Source organism: Raoultella sp. T31 (assembly GCF_002806725.1).
In the GTDB taxonomy this organism is placed as follows: Bacteria; Pseudomonadota; Gammaproteobacteria; order Enterobacterales; family Enterobacteriaceae; genus Klebsiella; species Klebsiella electrica.
On sequence record NZ_PIBO01000017.1, the window covers coordinates 25,776 to 43,499 of the forward strand.

General features: G+C 54.2%; 16 protein-coding genes. 9 read left to right on the plus strand and 7 right to left on the minus strand.

What is annotated here, in order from left to right; translation table 11 throughout:
• Positions 1–15 precede the first annotated feature (15 nt).
• Positions 16–435: a F0F1 ATP synthase subunit epsilon gene (locus CWM52_RS13500; protein ID WP_004869216.1), complete on the plus strand. Its 420-nt coding sequence runs from the start codon at positions 16–18 to the stop codon at positions 433–435.
• A gap of 113 nt (positions 436–548) precedes the next feature.
• Here the strand turns inward: CWM52_RS13500 and CWM52_RS26350 are convergent, their stop codons facing one another.
• Both CWM52_RS26350 and CWM52_RS13505 read right to left on the minus strand, forming a co-directional pair.
• Positions 549–905, minus strand: a complete 357-nt coding sequence (locus CWM52_RS26350) for a hypothetical protein (RefSeq protein ID WP_165785391.1) — start codon at positions 903–905, stop codon at positions 549–551.
• Complete coding sequence (locus CWM52_RS13505) at positions 859–3,030, minus strand: right-handed parallel beta-helix repeat-containing protein (RefSeq protein ID WP_100684576.1); 2,172 nt, start codon at positions 3,028–3,030, stop codon at positions 859–861. Before CWM52_RS13505 ends, CWM52_RS26350 begins: the two co-directional genes overlap by 47 nt.
• A 345-nt stretch (positions 3,031–3,375) precedes the next feature.
• Between CWM52_RS13505 and glmU the strand changes: the two genes are divergently transcribed.
• From glmU to phoU, 7 genes are all read left to right on the plus strand, one after another.
• Complete coding sequence (gene glmU, locus CWM52_RS13515) at positions 3,376–4,746, plus strand: bifunctional UDP-N-acetylglucosamine diphosphorylase/glucosamine-1-phosphate N-acetyltransferase GlmU (RefSeq protein WP_100684578.1); 1,371 nt, start codon at positions 3,376–3,378, stop codon at positions 4,744–4,746.
• A gap of 186 nt (positions 4,747–4,932) precedes the next feature.
• Positions 4,933–6,762: a glutamine--fructose-6-phosphate transaminase (isomerizing) gene (gene glmS, locus CWM52_RS13520; protein WP_100684579.1), complete on the plus strand. Its 1,830-nt coding sequence runs from the start codon at positions 4,933–4,935 to the stop codon at positions 6,760–6,762.
• A gap of 328 nt (positions 6,763–7,090) precedes the next feature.
• Entirely contained in the window at positions 7,091–8,131 is a 1,041-nt protein-coding gene (gene pstS / locus CWM52_RS13525) for a phosphate ABC transporter substrate-binding protein PstS (protein WP_100684580.1), read from the plus strand.
• 185 nt (positions 8,132–8,316) lie between these two features.
• Positions 8,317–9,276 (plus strand): phosphate ABC transporter permease PstC, encoded by a 960-nt coding sequence (gene pstC, locus CWM52_RS13530; protein ID WP_100684581.1) that lies wholly within the window; start codon positions 8,317–8,319, stop codon positions 9,274–9,276.
• Positions 9,276–10,166, plus strand: coding sequence for a phosphate ABC transporter permease PstA (pstA, locus tag CWM52_RS13535; protein WP_100684582.1), 891 nt, complete (start codon positions 9,276–9,278; stop codon positions 10,164–10,166). The genes pstC and pstA overlap by 1 nt, the downstream gene beginning before the upstream one ends.
• Before the next feature lie 45 nt (positions 10,167–10,211).
• Positions 10,212–10,985 (plus strand): phosphate ABC transporter ATP-binding protein PstB, encoded by a 774-nt coding sequence (pstB, locus tag CWM52_RS13540; RefSeq protein WP_004869200.1) that lies wholly within the window; start codon positions 10,212–10,214, stop codon positions 10,983–10,985.
• Positions 10,986–11,036: 51 nt separating this feature from the next.
• The gene (gene phoU / locus CWM52_RS13545; RefSeq protein WP_004869199.1) at positions 11,037–11,762 is read left to right on the plus strand and encodes a phosphate signaling complex protein PhoU; all 726 of its coding nucleotides are present in this window, start codon (positions 11,037–11,039) and stop codon (positions 11,760–11,762) included.
• Positions 11,763–11,838: 76 nt separating this feature from the next.
• Here phoU and yieH read toward each other — a convergent pair whose 3' ends face one another.
• Positions 11,839–12,504 (minus strand): 6-phosphogluconate phosphatase, encoded by a 666-nt coding sequence (gene yieH / locus CWM52_RS13550; RefSeq protein ID WP_100684583.1) that lies wholly within the window; start codon positions 12,502–12,504, stop codon positions 11,839–11,841.
• A 168-nt stretch (positions 12,505–12,672) separates the two neighbouring features.
• Here yieH and CWM52_RS13560 point away from each other — a divergent pair, with 168 nt between their 5' ends.
• Positions 12,673–14,010 carry an NCS2 family permease gene (locus CWM52_RS13560; protein ID WP_100684584.1) on the plus strand — a complete coding sequence of 446 codons (1,338 nt, stop codon included), beginning with the start codon at positions 12,673–12,675 and terminating at the stop codon, positions 14,008–14,010.
• A gap of 51 nt (positions 14,011–14,061) precedes the next feature.
• Here the strand turns inward: CWM52_RS13560 and CWM52_RS13565 are convergent, their stop codons facing one another.
• The 4 genes from CWM52_RS13565 to CWM52_RS13580 form a co-directional block, all read right to left on the minus strand.
• A complete protein-coding gene (locus CWM52_RS13565; RefSeq protein WP_100684585.1) occupies positions 14,062–14,628 on the minus strand; it encodes an NADPH-dependent FMN reductase in 567 nt (188 codons plus the stop codon).
• A 37-nt stretch (positions 14,629–14,665) separates the two neighbouring features.
• Entirely contained in the window at positions 14,666–15,403 is a 738-nt protein-coding gene (locus tag CWM52_RS13570) for a 4'-phosphopantetheinyl transferase family protein (protein ID WP_100684586.1), read from the minus strand.
• A gap of 157 nt (positions 15,404–15,560) precedes the next feature.
• Complete coding sequence (gene yidZ / locus CWM52_RS13575; RefSeq protein WP_100684587.1) at positions 15,561–16,520, minus strand: HTH-type transcriptional regulator YidZ; 960 nt, start codon at positions 16,518–16,520, stop codon at positions 15,561–15,563.
• A complete protein-coding gene (locus tag CWM52_RS13580; protein WP_100684588.1) occupies positions 16,489–17,673 on the minus strand; it encodes an MFS transporter in 1,185 nt (394 codons plus the stop codon). The genes yidZ and CWM52_RS13580 overlap by 32 nt, the downstream gene beginning before the upstream one ends.
• Between the last annotated feature and the right edge of the window lie 51 nt (positions 17,674–17,724).

The window sequence follows — 17,724 nt, forward strand, 5'->3', positions numbered from 1 at the left end:
TAATCGGAGGGTGATATGGCAATGACTTACCACCTGGATGTCGTCAGCGCGGAGCAGCAAATGTTCTCCGGTCTGGTCGAGAAAATCCAGGTAACGGGTAGTGAAGGTGAACTGGGGATTTACCCGGGTCACGCACCGCTGCTCACCGCCATTAAGCCTGGTATGATTCGCATCGTTAAACAGCACGGTCATGAAGAGTTTATCTATCTGTCCGGCGGCATTCTAGAAGTGCAGCCTGGTAGCGTGACCGTTCTGGCTGATACGGCTATTCGTGGCCAGGATCTCGACGAAGCGCGAGCCCTGGAATCGAAGCGTAAAGCGGAAGAGCACATTAACAGCTCTCACGGCGACGTGGATTACGCTCAGGCGTCCGCGGAACTGGCCAAAGCGATCGCCAAACTGCGCGTTATCGAGTTGACCAAAAAAGCGATGTAACACCGGCTTGAAAGTTAAAAAGCCAGTCTGGTTTCCAGGCTGGCTTTTTTTATGCTTTCTTTTCAAACTTATCAAAACTAAAATGGTATTTTATTTTTTTTGTGATTGACGTCTCATTTCTGTTGATCGGTTAAAAAATGAAGCGTAGACTTGTTTTTGTGATTTGTATCACAAAAATAATTTACCAGAACACATTCTTTATCCAGGAAGTCATCATGAAACTGCTTAACAAAATCATCGCTTTCTTCAGTGCTATGAACGTCACTTTCGGTACCTTCAATCACTAAGTCGCCAGCCGCTCTGCATTTGCGCTGTACCGCTAACGACAACGACAACACATGCGGTGTGAAGCAGAACGAAAGAACGAAAAAGGTCGCCCGAGGGCGGCCTTTGTGTTTTTCTCTGCCGGATAAAGCGCACTCATTAACGACGGTTGAGAAAATCTCCGCTGGCAAAACTGCCATCGGCATGACGCAGCAGCGGATCCGGCAGCGTCAGGGACTGGTAATCGGCGCTCTGTATGGTTTTCCCCTCAGCGTTAACGCTTTTCCCCTCGCGCATAAAGTAGTTGTTGTCTGCTATATTGCCGACCACGGCATCATCATATTTTCCCGGCTGGCTGCGCAGTGACAGATTGTTGCTGAAGATCCCTTGAGTCTCTGGCTTACCGTAAGGGCTGGGGCGGAAGAGATAGTTAAAGCGCAGGTTATCTACCGCGACGTTATTGGCCACCACCAGCTTGCCGGGATTGAAATTATCCGTGAACCCGTCAAGATGGTTGCCGATGGCAATGCTGTGACGTATTTCGTGGGCAACCGGCTGCCCTTCCCCACCGAGTTTAAAACCGTTACTGGTGTTATTGCGGGCAATTGAATTCTCGATCACCACAACACCGTTGGCGCCGTCTTCGATTTTGTTAAACAGGTCGAATCCGTCATCGATATTGTCGTGTGCGTAGCAGCCTTGCAGGCGATTACCTTCCCCTACCCGCATTTTTACGGCGAAGCCATCGGCGTTAATCTTACCGGGATCCTCATTGCCGTAGGATTCTGAGTTCACGACCCGGTTGTAGCTGGTCCACAGCGGGCGACCAGTTTTGTCCGGGGAGGAGATCTGGATCCCGGTATCCTCGTTTTTGTAGGCGGTGACGTTCTCGATCAGGTTATGGCTGCCCTGGATGCGCAGGCTGTTGTCTGTTATTGAGATACCCTTGATATGCCAGTAGTTCGCATCCAGCAGCAGGCCATGGATAACCGCCTTGCCGTCGGCCAGCAGCGTTTTTCCCTGCTCCTTAAGCCCGCTGGCTGGCAGCGGAATCACCGTTTGCGGATAATCCCCGGCGGCCAGGATAATCTTTCCGCCCGGAGGCAACAAATCGAGCGCGGTGGAGAGGTCGAGCGGAGAATCAAGCGTCCCTTTGGCGTCAGCCTGACCTTCAGGAGAGACATGCAGCGTATTCCCTTCAACGCGGGAGCTGCGTTCAACCGTCAGGCTTTGCGTAATGGGTTTTTGGCTACTGGCGGGGGTAAAAACAATCTCGAAGGTACTTTTCTCTTTGAGCGTCGCGGGCTGCGTAAACATCGCGCCAGCCTTGACCTTTTTATTTATCCCTAGCGTCACCTCATCCTGACGAACCGTGAAATCGCCATCGGCGCTGGCCCGCGCCTGCAATACGTAATCTGCGCTCTGGCTTTTTGCGCCCGAGGCGATTTGCATCACGACCGGCCAGGTTTTGGCAACATAGGGCTGTGAAGCAACGGTATTCGCCGGGGATGTCACCAGAGATGCATGGTTGACGGTGATTCTGGCGTTACGTGAGGCAAAAAAGCCAACGTAGTAGCTGTCTTTATCCTGTTGGGTTATCAGATCGGCATGAGGCACTGTTTGGCTGACCCACTTATCACTGCCGACCGGGGCCCATGATGTCACAAATCCCTCATTGGTACGTTCGAGTCTGAGCTGGAAGTCCGGTGTCTGCTTAAGATCGATATTCTCTTTATAGCTCAGCCGGTTGATAGTCGAGCCTGGGTTTCCCCAGGGGCGAGTGATCCCTTCCCGGGCGATAGCCTGGAGTTTGACGTGCGAGCGATCTTTTTTATCCTGAGTCATAATCGCGTTCATGACCATATTGGATGCCGCCGGAAACTCTTCGTAGCCAACCACCAAAGGTTGCTGCCGCGGCTGGCCGAGAACATCGCGAACCAACAGCCCTGCGCCCTCCTGTGCTGCCGGAAGGGCGCTATTTTCCGGACCAAATTGCTCCACCGTCACCGTGGCTTGCAGGATGAAATTCTGCCGGGCCGGTAGTTCGGTATAAAAGAAGGTCAGACCGTCATGGGAGTTGGCGATTTTTCCACCCCGACTCTCAAGCGTGACGGGAGCCTGGAGATTGGCAACATCCTGCGGAGCCAGTTTTTTTCCTGCTATCGTTACGTCGTTAACGCCAGTTTTTTCCGGCAGCACGTTGGAGGAAAAATTCACGTCAGTTGATTGACCAAAAGCGATGCTTCGCCAGACATGCTGCTCGTCAGCCTGCAGCGGTAATGCGATAATTGTGCTGCAAAGGGCTAATGCCAAAGGTATTTTTTTATTCATTTTTGTCTCCTGGGTAATTATTGAGCAGCATTATCATAATAATGAAATGGCGTTTCTATTTTACGCGTCACAATTAATTAATATTGAAACCATGTTTTATTTTATTGCTTTGCTTTATTCAGGTGTCAAAAAAACAGGAAAAGCAGTGGGATAGCAGGGATTTATCTCCCGTATGTGGTTTTTCAGGAGATAAACTGATTTGCAGTGGTGAAAAATAGCGCCATAAAATGGTGTATAGCGTTGAGCCAGGGCGGTTTATCCTCGTCTCGTTTCATGATGAAAAATATGTAGATATTTCAACGTGAAAGGCTTTTACTTTTCGTTCTAATCGTTGTCAGGATGCGTATGTCAAACAGTGCGATGAGCGTGGTTATCCTTGCCGCAGGCAAAGGGACCCGCATGTATTCCGATCTTCCTAAGGTGCTGCACTCCCTGGCCGGGAAACCAATGGTGCAGCATGTTATTGATGCAACTAAAGATCTCGGTGCTTCGGCCGTACATCTGGTGTACGGGCACGGTGGCGATCTGCTGCGCCAGACGCTGCATGAAGATAATCTTAACTGGGTCTTACAAGCTGAACAGCTCGGTACCGGTCATGCCATGCAACAGGCGGCGCCGTTCTTCCGTGATGATGAAGACATCATGATGCTGTACGGCGATGTTCCGCTGATTTCCGTTGATACGCTACAACGCCTGCGCGCGGCGAAGCCGCAGGGCGGTATTGGCCTGCTGACGGTGAAACTGGACGATCCGAGCGGATATGGTCGCATTACCCGTGAAAATGGCCAGGTTACCGGCATCGTTGAGCATAAAGATGCCAGCGATGCGCAGCGTCAGATTCAGGAAATTAACACCGGAATTTTGATCGCGGGTGGGGCGGATTTAAAACGCTGGCTGGCGAAGCTGACGAACAACAATGTGCAGGGCGAATACTACATCACTGATATTATCGCCATGGCGTATCAGGAAGGGCGTGAAATCGTTGCCGTTCATCCGCAGCGCTTAAGCGAAGTTGAAGGGGTAAACAACCGTCTGCAGCTGTCGCGTCTGGAGCGCGTTTATCAAGCCGAACAGGCGGAAAAACTGCTGCTGGCGGGCGTGATGCTGCGCGATCCGGCGCGTTTCGATCTCCGCGGTACCCTGAAACATGGGCGCGATGTAGAGATTGATACTAACGTTATCCTCGAAGGAAACGTGGTACTGGGCGAGCGCGTGAAGATAGGCGCCGGCTGCGTGATCAAAAACAGCACCATTGGCGATGACTGTGAGATAAGCCCGTATTCGGTGGTGGAAGATGCTCATCTGCAGGCCGCCTGCACCATCGGGCCGTTCGCGCGCCTGCGTCCAGGTGCTGAACTGCTGGAAGGCGCGCATGTCGGCAACTTCGTAGAAATGAAAAAAGCGCGGCTGGGTAAAGGCTCGAAAGCCGGGCATCTCTCATATCTCGGCGACGCGGAAATCGGCGACAATGTGAATATCGGCGCCGGTACCATTACCTGTAACTACGATGGGGCGAATAAATTTAAAACCATCATCGGCGACGATGTGTTTGTCGGTTCCGACACCCAGCTGGTGGCGCCGGTGACCGTGGGTAAAGGTGCCACGATTGCCGCCGGTACGACGGTCACGCGCGATATTGCCGACAACGAACTGGTTTTAAGCCGTGTGCCGCAGGTCCATAAACAGGGTTGGCAGCGTCCGGTGAAGAAGAAGTAATTTTTGGATTGTCGCCGGGGGGAAACCGCCCGGCGAACCAGGATGAGAGGATCAATACAGGTCCCCGTCCGCAGGCAGGACCATAAAAATAACCCCACTCTCTACAAGGCTCGGGGCGCCCGTAATGCGGGCAAATACAGGTCAGCGACAACGCATGGCATAACGCCATTATCAGGAAATTTAACTATGTGTGGAATTGTTGGCGCAGTCGCGCAGCGTGATATTGCTGAAATCCTTCTCGAAGGTTTACGTCGTCTGGAATACCGTGGATATGACTCTGCCGGTCTGGCAGTGGTTGATAACGCCGGGCATATGTCCCGCGTTCGTCGTCTCGGTAAAGTCCAGATGCTGGCTCAGGCGGTAGAAGAGCACCCGTTACACGGTGGTACGGGCATTGCCCATACCCGCTGGGCAACGCACGGTGAGCCGTCTGAAGGTAACGCGCATCCGCATGTTTCTGAACACATTGTGGTGGTCCATAACGGTATCATCGAAAACCACGAACCGCTGCGTGAACTCCTGCAGTCCCGCGGCTATGTCTTTGCCTCTGAGACCGACACCGAGGTGATTGCTCACCTGGTAAACTGGGAGCAGAAGCAAGGCGGCACGCTGCGTGACGCCGTTCTGCGGACTATTCCACAGCTGCGCGGTGCTTATGGCACGGTGATTATGGATGCCCGGGATCCGGGAACTCTGCTGGCTGCGCGTTCTGGTAGCCCGCTGGTCATCGGTCTGGGAATGGGGGAAAACTTCATTGCTTCCGATCAGCTGGCGCTGCTGCCGGTGACCCGCCGCTTTATCTTCCTCGAAGAGGGCGATATTGCCGAAGTGACCCGCCGCTCCGTGGTGATTTTTGATAAGTCTGGCGCGGAAGTAAAACGTCCGGATATCGAATCCAACCAGCAATATGATGCGGGCGATAAAGGTATTTATCGCCACTATATGCAAAAAGAGATTTACGAACAGCCGAATGCCATCAAAAACACCCTCACCGGGCGTATCAACCATGGTGAAGTGGATCTCAGCGAGCTGGGCGCGCATGCTAACGAAATGCTGTCTCAGGTTGAACACATCCAGATAGTGGCCTGCGGTACCTCGTATAACTCCGGCATGGTTTCTCGTTACTGGTTTGAAGCGCTGGCGGGCGTACCATGCGATGTTGAAATCGCCTCTGAATTCCGCTATCGCAAATCGGCGGTGCGTCGCAACAGCCTGATGATCACGCTTTCCCAGTCCGGTGAGACCGCGGATACGCTGGCCGCGCTGCGTCTGTCAAAAGAGCTGGGCTATCTGGGATCGCTGGCTATTTGTAACGTGGCGAGTTCTTCTCTGGTCCGCGAGTCCGATTTGTCGCTGATGACTAAAGCGGGCACTGAGATCGGCGTAGCCTCGACCAAAGCCTTTACCACTCAGCTGACCGTATTGCTGCTGCTGGTGGCAAAACTGGCGCGTCTTAAAGGTCTGGATGCTGCCGTTGAGCATGATATCGTGCATGGGCTGCAGGCGTTGCCGAGCCGTATTGAGCAGATGCTGTCGCAGGATAAGCGTATTGAAGCGCTGGCCGAGAACTTCTCCGATAAGCACCATGCGCTGTTCCTTGGCCGTGGCGATCAGTATCCGATCGCGCTGGAAGGGGCGCTGAAGCTGAAAGAGATCTCTTATATCCACGCGGAAGCCTACGCGGCCGGCGAACTGAAGCACGGTCCTCTGGCCCTGATTGACGCCGAAATGCCGGTGATCGTCGTGGCGCCGAATAACGAATTGCTGGAGAAGCTGAAATCCAACATTGAAGAAGTTCGCGCGCGCGGCGGCCAGCTGTATGTCTTCGCCGATGGCGAGGCGGGTTTCAACAGCAGCGACAATATGCACATTATCGAAATGCCGCATGTTGAAGAGGTGATTGCGCCGATCTTCTACACCGTGCCGCTACAGCTGCTGGCCTATCACGTTGCGCTGATTAAAGGCACTGATGTTGACCAGCCGCGTAACCTGGCAAAATCAGTCACCGTAGAATAAGCCAACACCTATCGTATAAGGGCTGCCATCCGGCGGCCCTTTTTGGCTTCTGGCGATCGCTTTTGTACCGCTCTGGCGGAAAGAGGTTGATGACAAACCGTCATCTTCGACTACGATTTTTAGTGTCATAAAAAGAAAATTTTTCTGCAATCCCGCGGTCACTTAAATAAGTAACGCTATGATTCATATTGTTTTTATTTTCATCACTCCGCTGTCTTTTTGGGTGTCATAAAACTGTAATAATTCGTACATTTTACTGTCACCTCTTTGTCCTATTTTGCTCACCATAGCCTCGAAACAACGATTTACGAATCCAGCAGGAGACATTATGAACGTTATGCGTACCACCGTCGCAACAGTTGTCGCCGCGACCTTATCGATGAGCGCTTTCTCTGCATTTGCAGCTGCAAGCCTGACTGGCGCGGGCGCAACTTTCCCTGCACCGGTGTATGCCAAATGGGCTGATACCTATCAGAAAGAAACCGGCAATAAAGTGAACTACCAGGGCATTGGCTCTTCCGGTGGTGTAAAACAAATTATTGCTAACACCGTTGATTTCGGTGCTTCTGATGCTCCTCTGGCCGATGACAAACTGGCTCAGGAAGGCCTGTTCCAGTTCCCGACCGTGATTGGCGGCGTGGTGCTGGCGGTTAACCTGCCTGGCGTGAAATCCGGCGAACTGGTGCTGGATGGCAAAACCCTCGGTGATATCTACCTCGGTAAAATTAAAAAATGGGATGACGAAGCGATCGCTAAACTCAACCCGGGCCTGAAGCTGCCTTCACAGAACATTGCCGTGGTTCGCCGCGCTGATGGTTCCGGTACCTCCTTCGTCTTCACCAGCTACCTGTCCAAAGTGAATGAAGAGTGGAAATCGAAAATCGGTGCAGGTTCTACCGTAAACTGGCCGACCGGTCTGGGCGGTAAAGGTAACGACGGTATCGCCGCTTTCGTTCAACGTCTGCCGGGCTCCATTGGCTACGTAGAATACGCTTATGCTAAGCAGAACAACCTGGCCTACACCAAACTGCTTTCCGCAGATGGCAAGCCGGTCAGCCCGACTGAAGATAACTTCGCTAACGCGGCTAAAGGTATCGACTGGAGCAAATCCTTCGCACAGGATCTGACTAACCAGAAAGGTGAGAAAGCATGGCCGATCACCTCAACCACCTTTATCCTGGTGCACAAAGCTGCGACCAAACCAGAACAGACTGCTGAAGTGCTGAAGTTCTTCGACTGGGCGTACAAACACGGCGGTAAAGAAGCTAACGCTCTGGATTACGCAACGCTGCCGGAAAGCGTGGTTCAGCAGGTTCGCGCTGCATGGAAAACCAACGTGAAAGACAGCAGCGGTAAAGCACTGTACTAAATACCCGTCATACTTTGAGCCGCAGCTGCCTTGGCTGCACTTGCTTACCCCAGTGAACATAGTGAATCTATGCTCCTGGGGATTCACAAGCTTGCTGCAACTCGAATTATTTAGGGTATAGCATTACGTTAGCCTGGAGGCTCGATAAAATGCACGCTTCCAGGCCCAAACAGAAAGAGTAACTTATGGCTGCAACCAAGCCGGCATTTAACCCTCCGGGGAAAAAGGGTGACATTATTTTCGGCGTGCTGGTTAAACTGGCTGCGCTGATTGTGCTATTGATGCTGGGCGGCATCATCGTTTCCCTCATTATCTCTTCATGGCCAAGCATTCAGAAGTTTGGTTTTTCCTTTTTGTGGACCAAAGAGTGGGATGCGCCCAACGAGATTTTCGGTGCGCTGGTGCCTATCTACGGGACGCTGGTCACTTCATTTATTGCGCTACTGATCGCCGTTCCGGTGAGTTTTGGTATCGCGCTGTTCCTGACGGAACTCTCCCCTGCCTGGCTGAAACGCCCTCTTGGCATCGCCATTGAACTGCTGGCGGCTATCCCTAGTATCGTTTACGGCATGTGGGGCCTGTTTATCTTTGCTCCGCTTTTTGCCACCTACTTCCAGGAACCGGTGGGCAACATCTTGTCGACGATTCCGTTTGTGGGCGCGCTGTTTGCCGGTCCGGCATTTGGTATCGGGATTCTGGCGGCGGGCGTCATTCTGGCCATCATGATTATTCCGTACATCGCCGCCGTTATGCGCGATGTCTTTGAACAAACGCCGGTGATGATGAAAGAGTCGGCCTACGGTATCGGCTGTACGACCTGGGAGGTCATCTGGCGTATCGTTCTGCCGTTTACCAGGAACGGGGTTATCGGCGGCGTGATGCTCGGTCTGGGGCGCGCGCTGGGTGAAACGATGGCGGTAACCTTTATTATCGGCAACACCTACCAGCTGGATAGCGCTTCGCTGTATATGCCGGGGAACAGTATTACTTCCGCGCTGGCGAATGAGTTTGCCGAAGCGGAAACCGGCCTGCACGTGGCGGCGCTGATGGAGCTGGGGCTGATTCTGTTCGTTATCACCTTTATTGTTCTGGCAGCGTCTAAATTGATGATTATGCGCCTCGCTAAGAATGAGGGGGCACGCTAATGGCAACGATCGAATTGCAAACGACCGCTGAGCTGGCGGAGTCCCGCCGTAAAATGCAGGCTAAACGCCGGCTGAAGAACCGTATCGCCCTGACGCTTTCCATGGCGACGATGGCGTTTGGTCTGTTCTGGCTGGTGTGGATCCTGATGGCCACCATTACGCGCGGCTTCGATGGAATGTCGCTAGCGTTGTTCACTGAAATGACCCCGCCGCCGAACACCGCGGGCGGTGGTCTGGCGAATGCCCTCGCCGGTAGCGGCCTGTTGATCCTGTGGTCGACGATTTTCGGTACGCCGCTGGGTATTATGGCGGGCATTTATCTGGCGGAATACGGGCGTAAGTCTGTGCTGGCGGAAGTGATTCGGTTTATTAACGATATCTTGCTTTCCGCGCCATCCATCGTGGTCGGCCTGTTCGTCTATACCATCGTGGTGGCACAGATGCAGCACTTTTCCGGCTGGGCTGGGGTTATCGCCCTGGCGCTGCTGCAGGTGCCTATCGTGATTCGTACCACCGAAAATATGCTGAAACTGGTGCCGGACAGCCTGCGTGAAGCGGCCTATGCGCTGGGCACGCCGAAGTGGAGAATGATTTCTGCGATCACCCTGAAGGCCTCAGTTTCCGGCATCATGACGGGGATCCTGTTGGCTATCGCACGTATCGCCGGGGAAACGGCGCCGCTGCTGTTCACCGCGCTCTCCAACCAGTTCTGGAGCACCGATATGATGCAGCCGATTGCCAATCTGCCGGTGACCATTTTCAAATTTGCCATGAGTCCGTTCGCGGAGTGGCAGCAACTGGCATGGGCCGGGGTACTGATTATCACCCTGTGCGTATTGCTGCTGAACATTCTGGCGCGCGTGGTTTTCGCGAAGAATAAACACGGTTAATTTTTGCGGCGCGGCGAAATGCGGCGCCGAATGAGGAAGAGATTGATGAGTATGGCGAATGCGACCCCGGGTAAACTTTCAGTTCGTAATCTGAACTTCTACTACGGAAAATTCCATGCCCTGAAAAACATCAACCTGGATATCACCAAAAACCAGGTTACGGCGTTTATCGGCCCGTCAGGCTGCGGTAAATCGACCCTGCTGCGCACGTTCAACAAAATGTTCGAGCTCTACCCGGAGCAGCGCGCGGAAGGCGAAATCCTGCTGGATGGCGATAACATCCTGACCAATACTCAGGATATCGCTCTGCTGCGTGCCAAAGTCGGCATGGTATTCCAGAAGCCGACGCCATTCCCGATGTCGATTTATGACAATATCGCCTTTGGCGTTCGTCTGTTTGAAAAGCTGTCGCGTGCCGATATGGACGAGCGCGTGCAGTGGGCTTTGACCAAAGCCGCATTATGGAACGAAACTAAAGATAAACTGCATCAGAGCGGATATTCTCTCTCCGGCGGTCAGCAGCAGCGCCTGTGCATCGCGCGCGGCATCGCGATTCGCCCGGAAGTGCTGTTACTCGATGAGCCGTGTTCAGCGCTGGACCCGATCTCCACCGGACGCATTGAAGAGTTGATCACCGAACTGAAACAGGATTACACCGTCGTTATCGTTACCCACAACATGCAGCAGGCTGCGCGTTGTTCAGACCATACGGCATTTATGTATCTTGGCGAGCTGATTGAGTTCAGTAACACGGACGATCTGTTTACTAAGCCCGCGAAGAAACAAACTGAAGATTATATTACTGGCCGCTACGGTTGATTGCCCTTCTGCTTTCACAGGAACTAACCCGTTGGGCATTCAGGAGACACCATGGACAACCTAAATCTTAACAAACATATTTCCGGCCAGTTCAATGCAGAACTGGAGTATATCCGCACCCAGGTGTTGACCATGGGTGGGCTGGTGGAACAGCAGCTGTCTGATGCGATCACGGCGATGCATAATCAGGACAGCGATCTGGCAAAACGCGTGATTGATGGCGATAAGCAGGTCAACATGATGGAAGTGGCTATTGATGAAGCCTGCGTGCGCATCATCGCCAAGCGTCAGCCAACCGCCAGCGACCTGCGTTTAGTCATGGCGATTATCAAGACTATCGCCGAGCTGGAACGTATTGGTGATGTGGCGGATAAAATTTGCCGCACCGCGCTGGAGAAGTTCTCCCAGCAGCACCAGCCGCTGTTGGTCAGCCTGGAATCACTGGGGCGTCATACCGTGCAGATGCTGCATGACGTGCTGGATGCCTTCGCTCGCATGGATCTTGACGAGGCCGTGCGTATCTATCGCGAAGATAAGAAGGTGGATCAGGAATATGAGGGCATCGTGCGTCAGCTGATGACCTATATGATGGAAGATTCACGTACGATTCCAAGCGTGCTGACCGCGCTGTTCTGCGCCCGTTCTATCGAGCGTATCGGCGATCGTTGCCAGAATATTTGCGAATATATTTTTTACTTCGTGAAGGGCCAGGATTTCCGTCACGTTGGCGGCGACGAGCTGGATAAGCTGCTGGCGGGTAAAGACCCGAAAGAGTAATCACCACGGCTCCCCGGTTGCGCTACGCTTACCGGGGCTACGGAGGCGCGGTAAGCTGCCTCCAGGGCTCCGGCAATTATCGCGTAATGTTCCAGCCACGCGCTTTCCACAATGCGGGCAGCTGTGCTAAATCGGTAAAGGTCGTCACTTTGGGATGATCGATCGGTTTGTTGTGCGGATCGGCGCAGAAGTAAAACACTTCCATTCCCGCCTCAATCCCGGACTGAGCGCCTGCGCTGGAATCATCCACCAGAATGCAGTTCTCGACGTTAACGTTCATAGCTTTTGCCGCATGGAACATCAGTGCCGGATCGGGTTTCCAGCGCTGAATATCGTAACCGCTGTACAGTCGGTCGGGAAAATGGCGCAACATGCCGGTTCTTCCCAGCGAGTGCTGCATTTTACTGACCGGGCCGTTAGAGACCACGCACATCGGCACGCTGACCGCATCCAGCAGCGTTTCCGCTCCGGCAATCGCTTCCAGTTCAGAATCGAACAGGCGCGCGACTTCGGCACGGTAGAGCGGTTCGAGCTCTGGTTTTTGTAGATTGACGCCGTACTCTTCGTTGATGGTATCAATGATCTCGTAGAGCTTTACGCCTTTGAAACGCTTAAAGATCTCGTCTAAATCCAGCGTAATGCCGAATGCTTTGAACATGTGAACATAGGCGCGCGAACAGATCACTTCGCTGTCGACCAGCGTGCCGTCGCAGTCGAAAAACAGGGCTTCTATTTGGGACATGCCGTTTCCATTTTAACAAGTTAACGTTTTCGTCCTGCCTGTTCACAAGACGCAATCGTTGCCGTACAGGCAAATACAATGAAAAAAATTACCATACAACTGCCCCCGGTGTCGCATTTTGGTATAGGATAGCGACGAATTTTCCCTCCTTTTGTTCGGAAACCGATAATGAGTCAACAACAAACCAGCCAGTCTTCTGGCCAGGGTCTGCTGGAGCGCGTATTCAAACTACGTGAGCACGGCACGACGGCACGTACCGAAGCGATAGCAGGTTTCACCACCTTTTTGACAATGGTCTACATTGTTTTCGTTAACCCACAAATTCTTGGCGTAGCGGGTATGGATACCAGCGCTGTCTTTGTGACGACCTGCCTGATCGCCGCCTTCGGTAGTATTCTGATGGGGCTGTTTGCTAACCTGCCGGTTGCGCTGGCGCCGGCAATGGGGCTGAACGCCTTCTTCGCTTTTGTCGTCGTCCAGGCGATGGGGCTGCCGTGGCAGGTGGGAATGGGCGCTATCTTCTGGGGCGCCGTCGGTCTGCTGCTGCTGACGATTTTCCGCGTACGTTACTGGATGATCGCCAATATTCCCGTCAGCCTGCGCGTGGGGATCACCAGCGGCATCGGGCTGTTTATCGGCATGATGGGGCTGAAAAATGCCGGCGTGATCGTCGCAAACAAAGACACGCTGGTGAGCATCGGCAACCTGACCTCCCATAGCGTGCTGCTGGGGATTCTCGGCTTCTTTATTATCGCTATTCTCGCCTCGCGTAACATTCATGCTGCGGTGCTGGTCTCCATCATCGTCACGACGCTGCTGGGCTGGATGCTGGGCGATGTTCACTACACCGGTATTGTTTCCGCTCCGCCGAGCATTACGTCGGTGATTGGCCATGTGGATTTGGCCGGTTCATTGAACCTCGGTCTGGCGGGGATCATCTTCTCCTTTATGCTGGTCAACCTGTTCGACTCCTCCGGAACCTTGATCGGCGTGACCGATAAAGCCGGTCTGGCCGATGAAAAAGGCAAATTCCCGCGCATGAAACAGGCGCTGTTTGTCGACAGCATCTCATCGGTAGCAGGCTCCTTTATCGGCACCTCTTCGGTGACCGCCTATATCGAATCTTCCTCCGGTGTTTCCGTGGGCGGACGTACCGGCCTGACGGCGGTGGTGGTGGGGATTCTGTTCCTGCTGGTTATCTTCCTGTCGCCGCTGGCGGGCATGGTGCCGGCGTATGCCGCAGCTGGCGCGCTGATCTATGTGGGCGTGCTGATGACATCTAGCCTGTCGCGCGTGAAGTGGGACGATCTGACGGAAGCGGTGCCGGCCTTTGTGACCGCCGTGATGATGCCGTTCAGCTTCTCGATTACCGAAGGGATTGCGTTAGGCTTTATCTCTTACTGCGTGATGAAGATAGGTACCGGTCGCCTGCGCGATCTCAGTCCGTGCGTGATTATCGTCTCGCTGCTGTTCGTGCTGAAAATCGTGTTTATCGACGCACACTAAGCGTCGCGCATCATGAAAAGCCCGGCAGTCCACAGCGCTGCCGGGCTTTTTTTACGCTTTCACTCGCTGAATATACTCGCCAAAGGCGCTCAGCTGTCCGCTCAGATGATCGAGCGTGCTCTGATCAACCACCTCTCCCGACTGCGGATCGACCTTGTTCTGAATCACGCCGCCCATAAACTCAGGTTTGTTCATCACCATCGCATCGAGGAACACCAGAATTTGACGCAGGTGATACTGGCAGCGCGCGCCGCCAATCGCGCCCATCGAGCTGGTTTGAATCAGAACCGGTTTCCCGGACAGCGGTTGTTCTGGCAGGCGCGACAACCAGTCAATCGCGTTTTTCAGGCCGCCGGGAACGGAATAGTTATATTCGGGCGTAACGATAACAACGCCGTCGGCTTCGCGAATCTGTTGCGCAATATCCTGCACGCTTTGCGGAAATCCGTCTTCCTGCTGGATATCCGCGTCATATAACGGAATGTCGCCAATCGACGGCAGCGCGGCGATCTCCATGCCCGCCGGCGCAATGCCTGGCAGGGTGCGTGCGACCATGCCATTAAAAGACCCCTTGCGCAGACTTCCGAGTAGCGTAACAACTTTCAACGTATCAGACATGATTGCTCCTTTGCATCATGGTGGCCGGACGGACCGGTCAGTTGAGGGAGAGTGCTTTTTCTATGGGCAGGCTGGTAAAGCGCATCAGACGGGCAGAGGACTCTTTCGCGCGCACCGGTGCATCCGGCAGACTACGCCAGCCTTCCTGACTATTGTATTCCCAGACTTTAAGCCGGCCGATGGCGGGCGTGGCGGCGATCGACCAGACCAGTAGCGTTTCTGCATCGCACAGGGCTTCTACAGGCAGTATGTTGGTGGTCCGTAGCCGACCCGCGCCGGGGAGCAGCTGCAGATGGACCGGGGCTTCACTGGTCAACTTCAGCACGCTCCGGCGCAGCGCCACCAGCTGGGCGCGGGCTTCGTCAGGGTCGTTCTGGATGTTAATCCATAAATTCTCATTGCTGCTGAATACGTCGCGGTTGGCGTCGTGCAGCGGGTGGATGCCGCGCGAGGCGTGCTGAAGCTCCATATCCAGCCCGCAATCGCCTTCCGTCGTCAGGCTTACGCCGACAATGTTTCCGGCATAGGAAATGGAAAATCGGGGCAGGTGGGGATCGCGAAAAACGGGTCTGCCGTTCTCTTCGCTGATGATTTCGGGGAGCTCGCTAATGCCATACAGCATAAATAACAGTTCGGCGAGCAGTGAACGTGATGCGCGATAGCGGGCCTGGCGGTATTCTGGCAAGCGCTGTGCGGATTGATGGCAGGCCGCGGACAGTCGTGTCGATAGCGGCTCCCTGGTGCTGAGTATCCCTCTTGCAAAATGCGTTGCCATTCGTCGCTCCGTGATTAATGGTCAGAGAAAAAGTTGTGAGGATCTATTATCACCTGGTATTGATAGGTTTTAATGCGGAAATCCCCCCTTGAAAAGTGATTTGCGCGATTTTTACAATTTCTTGCGCAGTCAGACAGAGATGGCAGGATAAATTGCGTCAGAGGGGGTCCGCATAGAGTCGCTTAAACGTTTCTCTGAGCCAGACTATCTTCGGGTTGTCGCTGTTGCGTTTGTGCCAGAGCAGGGTAAAGGGCACCCGCGTTTTCTCCAGCAATAGCGGCTCCAGCGGAAGCGGGCGCGACACCAGCGGTAGATGGTGCTGTCGGTTATAGTGATGGCAGTAACGCGGCGCGGTGGCCAGCATCGTGTGATTTGGCTGGGCGGCCATAAACAGCGATTGTTCAAACCCCGGCAGGGTTAACGCAACGGTGCGTTTATGCCCCAGATCGTGAAGAACGTCGTCCAGCGCCCAGGTATCACTCTGCTCCCAGCTGATATTGATATGGGGATAACGTAGAAAGGTCGCCAGATTCCACTCTTCATTGAGCGCCGGATGATCCGCGCGCAGCCAGACCTGAGGCAGGTCGGTAAACAGGACTTCAAAATCGATATACCACGGCAGCTGGCTGAGCTGCTCCCGTGAGCGCGGATGCGTTTCACGTCCGCAAAAGCCGATATCGACCTCACCGCGAATAATTGCATCCAGCGAGTCGTAGTCCCAGTTGCGCAAGCGGATCAGCGCCTGGGGATAGCGCTGGTAGATTTGCTGCGACAGCGAATTAAACAGAATCATCAGCAGCGGCGTTTCCGCCGCCAGTTCGAATTTCAGGCCGCTTGGCATGATGTGGTGGGGTTTGTCGAGGATCTGGTTACCCATCTGCATCCAGTCCGCCAGATCCTGCTCCATGCTGGTCATCAATGGCGTCGGCGACAGCCCGAGCGGCGTTTTGACGAATAGCGGATCGTCAAACCAGGCGCGCAGTTTAGCTAATGATTTACTCACCGCCGACGGCGAAACGTTCATGCGTTTCGCCGTGCGGGTCACGCTGAGCTCCTGGGTCAGAAGCTGCAGACAGAGTAATAAATTAAGATCGAGACTCGACAGGGGTTTCTTCATTATGTTGCGCAACCCGGACAGGGGCCGCGGCCAGAATCAGAACAAGACTCACTATGCTACAGGCAATGAGAATCCCGATCAGCATATTCATCGCACTTAACCCGAGGATGGCGGCCAGCCAAATCCACAGCGACGAGCCGCAAACCTGGGCAATGCCCAGTACCGAGCTGGCAACCCCTGCCCGCAGAGTAAATGGCCCCAGGGCCTGGCTCATGGCCACGCCAAAACCCACCGAGAAGCCGGCGCAAATCAGCGCCAGACCGAGCATGGTTACCGTCTGGCTGGTGGCAAGGCTGAGCAAAGTCCCGGCAATAAAAAACATAACCTGGGACGTCAGCATCAACGTCCGCGGCTTAAACAGGGTGAGCGCAAAGGGCGTTGAGAACGACACCGTCATGCTGACCAGCGCCATTAAGGCCATCGCCATCGAATAGTGTCCGCGATCGAACCCCATCTCTTCCATCATTAATACCGGGGAGACGTTAACGTAGGTGAGGATAGCCGTTACGCTGAGGGTCGTAATGACGATACGGCTGAGGAAAAAGCGGTTCAGCAGTGACTCCATGGCAGGGTTCTGCCCGGCGAGAGTATGCGCAGGGGCCGTCGGCCGCGTTTCCCGCAGTATCAAGAGCGAGAGCAGGCCGACCATCACCCCCATGCCGGTCATGGTGTAGAACAGGCTCTGCCACGGGTATTTCAGCATAATCAGGTGACCCAGAACGGGTGCCAGGACCGGGATAATACAGGTGATGCCATTTAACAGCGACAGTACCCTGGCGCGACGGCGATCGTCGAGCGTATCGCGCAGCACGGCGAAAGCGACGACATAGCAGCTCCCGGCCCCGATGCCCTGGATAAAACGCCCCGCCAGGAAGAGATCGCTGCTCTGCGCCTGCGCACAGAGCAGCGAGGCCAGAATAAACGTCGTCGAACCGAATATGGCGACCGGTTTACGCCCGGATTTATCGGCTGCTCTGCCGGCAAACAGCATTGCGGCGGCCATGCCCGCCAGGTAAACCGAGAACGCAATATGCAGCTGCGCTTCGCTGGCGCCGAGGTCCTGCGCAATACGCGGCAAACCCACCAGATACATATCGATACCGGATGGATAGAGTAAAACCAGCGCAAAACTGCAGATAAGAAAGCGTGCCATAGGACCCCCGCAAGAATAGAGGCGTACAGAGTAATGGCTATTGCGCGGCAG

What these genes read in the sequence shown, in the direction of transcription:
- CWM52_RS26350 (WP_165785391.1), bottom strand. Translation starts at nt 905, where the DNA reads ATGCCGATGGCAGTTTTGCCAGCGGAGATTTTCTCAACCGTCGTTAAT.
- pstC (WP_100684581.1), top strand. Translation starts at nt 8,317, where the DNA reads ATGGCTGCAACCAAGCCGGCATTTAACCCTCCGGGGAAAAAGGGTGAC.
- glmS (WP_100684579.1), top strand. Translation starts at nt 4,933, where the DNA reads ATGTGTGGAATTGTTGGCGCAGTCGCGCAGCGTGATATTGCTGAAATC.
- CWM52_RS13565 (WP_100684585.1), bottom strand. Translation starts at nt 14,628, where the DNA reads ATGTCTGATACGTTGAAAGTTGTTACGCTACTCGGAAGTCTGCGCAAG.
- yidZ (WP_100684587.1), bottom strand. Translation starts at nt 16,520, where the DNA reads ATGAAGAAACCCCTGTCGAGTCTCGATCTTAATTTATTACTCTGTCTG.
- CWM52_RS13570 (WP_100684586.1), bottom strand. Translation starts at nt 15,403, where the DNA reads ATGGCAACGCATTTTGCAAGAGGGATACTCAGCACCAGGGAGCCGCTA.
- glmU (WP_100684578.1), top strand. Translation starts at nt 3,376, where the DNA reads ATGTCAAACAGTGCGATGAGCGTGGTTATCCTTGCCGCAGGCAAAGGG.
- CWM52_RS13500 (WP_004869216.1), top strand. Translation starts at nt 16, where the DNA reads ATGGCAATGACTTACCACCTGGATGTCGTCAGCGCGGAGCAGCAAATG.
- phoU (WP_004869199.1), top strand. Translation starts at nt 11,037, where the DNA reads ATGGACAACCTAAATCTTAACAAACATATTTCCGGCCAGTTCAATGCA.
- CWM52_RS13505 (WP_100684576.1), bottom strand. Translation starts at nt 3,030, where the DNA reads ATGAATAAAAAAATACCTTTGGCATTAGCCCTTTGCAGCACAATTATC.
- pstS (WP_100684580.1), top strand. Translation starts at nt 7,091, where the DNA reads ATGAACGTTATGCGTACCACCGTCGCAACAGTTGTCGCCGCGACCTTA.
- CWM52_RS13560 (WP_100684584.1), top strand. Translation starts at nt 12,673, where the DNA reads ATGAGTCAACAACAAACCAGCCAGTCTTCTGGCCAGGGTCTGCTGGAG.
- CWM52_RS13580 (WP_100684588.1), bottom strand. Translation starts at nt 17,673, where the DNA reads ATGGCACGCTTTCTTATCTGCAGTTTTGCGCTGGTTTTACTCTATCCA.
- pstA (WP_100684582.1), top strand. Translation starts at nt 9,276, where the DNA reads ATGGCAACGATCGAATTGCAAACGACCGCTGAGCTGGCGGAGTCCCGC.
- pstB (WP_004869200.1), top strand. Translation starts at nt 10,212, where the DNA reads ATGAGTATGGCGAATGCGACCCCGGGTAAACTTTCAGTTCGTAATCTG.
- yieH (WP_100684583.1), bottom strand. Translation starts at nt 12,504, where the DNA reads ATGTCCCAAATAGAAGCCCTGTTTTTCGACTGCGACGGCACGCTGGTC.